Genomic DNA, 1,302 nt, shown 5'->3' on the forward strand with positions numbered 1-1,302 from the left:
ATTAAAAGAAAACGCAAGGAGATCATTCATATGCCATTTGTTGCTGCCCCTGTTAAAATACCAGAAGACATCCGCCACATTCTTTCCAAATTTGCAAAAAGCAGGACATTTCCAGCCCGCCAGGTACAGCGTGCCAGGATAATCCTGCTGGCTGCTGATGGTCTAAATAACATGCAGATATCTACTCAGGTAGGCCTTGGACAGGATTCTGTCAGCAAGTGGCGGGGACGTTTCCTCAAAAGTCTTCCTCTTTTTCAGGAGGTTGCCGAAAAAAACCCTTCCCTTCTGGAAGAAGCTGTTTCTTCCTTCCTTAATGACTGCCCACGTCCAGGACAGCCCTCACATTACACAGATGAGCAGATCATCAAAATCCTCGAGATTGCCTGCCGTGATCCGCAGGAATTTGGATATGAGGTCAGTCACTGGAGTCTTAATCTGCTTGTGGACGCTGTAATCAAGGAAGGGATTGTGGATTCCATATCTGCCAAAACGGTAAGCCGTTTTTTAAAATATGGGGGAAATCCACCCACATCTCATCCGTTACTGGCTTCATTCCTCCGAGAAAGTGGATTCTCCGGAAACCTTTGCAGAAAAAGTGAATGAAATCTGTACTGTTTACCATGAGGCAGAAGAAGTCCGTGAAAAAGGCGGCCATACTATATCCGTAGATGAGATGACAGGTATCCAGGCATTAGAACACAAATATCCGGATAAGCCGGTAATACCCGGAAAAGCAGCCCGTATGGAATTTGAATATGTCCGTCATGGGACAATCAGTCTCATCGGCTTCTTTGATGTTGCCACGGGGCATATGGAAAAGCCATATTTAAATCCTACACGTACAGAAGAGGATTTCATTGAAGCCATACGTGCATTGGTAGAAACGGATCCTGAAGCATCATGGACATTCGTTTGTGACGGTTTAAACACGCACAAATCAGAAAGCCTGGTACGGTTTGTTGCGGAACAGTGTGGCTTATCGGAAGATCTTGGCTGTAAGGGAAAGTCCGGCATACTGAAAAATCTGGAAAGCCGTGCGGAATTTCTCCATCAGAAAGATCACAGAATACGTATCGTATATACACCAAAACATTGCTCATGGATGAACCAGATTGAAATCTGGTTCGGCATCATAAACCGACGTCTGCTCAAAAGGAAAAGCTATCAGTCTATAGATGAACTGAAAGAGAGCGTCCTGCGTTTTATAGAGCAATACAACATCACGGCAAAGCCCTTTAAATGGACTTATAAAGGTATACCTTTGACGGTTTGATATTGCTTAATTATTAATGCAATGCTGTA

The 1,302-nt window shown here is 44.2% G+C and carries 2 protein-coding genes; both read left to right on the plus strand.

Translation table 11 applies throughout. The annotated features are described in order from the left end of the window. On the plus strand, positions 1-603 hold a 603-nt coding region (locus ACESZH_RS23885), incomplete at its 5' end, for a helix-turn-helix domain-containing protein (RefSeq protein ID WP_373219590.1). Further along, positions 596-1,273 (plus strand): transposase, encoded by a 678-nt coding sequence (locus ACESZH_RS23890; RefSeq protein WP_256144646.1) that lies wholly within the window; start codon positions 596-598, stop codon positions 1,271-1,273. The genes ACESZH_RS23885 and ACESZH_RS23890, both read left to right, overlap by 8 nt. Positions 1,274-1,302 lie beyond the last annotated feature (29 nt).

The organism is Ruminococcus sp. 5_1_39BFAA, from assembly GCF_964240875.1.
Taxonomy (GTDB): Bacteria; Bacillota; Clostridia; order Lachnospirales; family Lachnospiraceae; genus Blautia_A.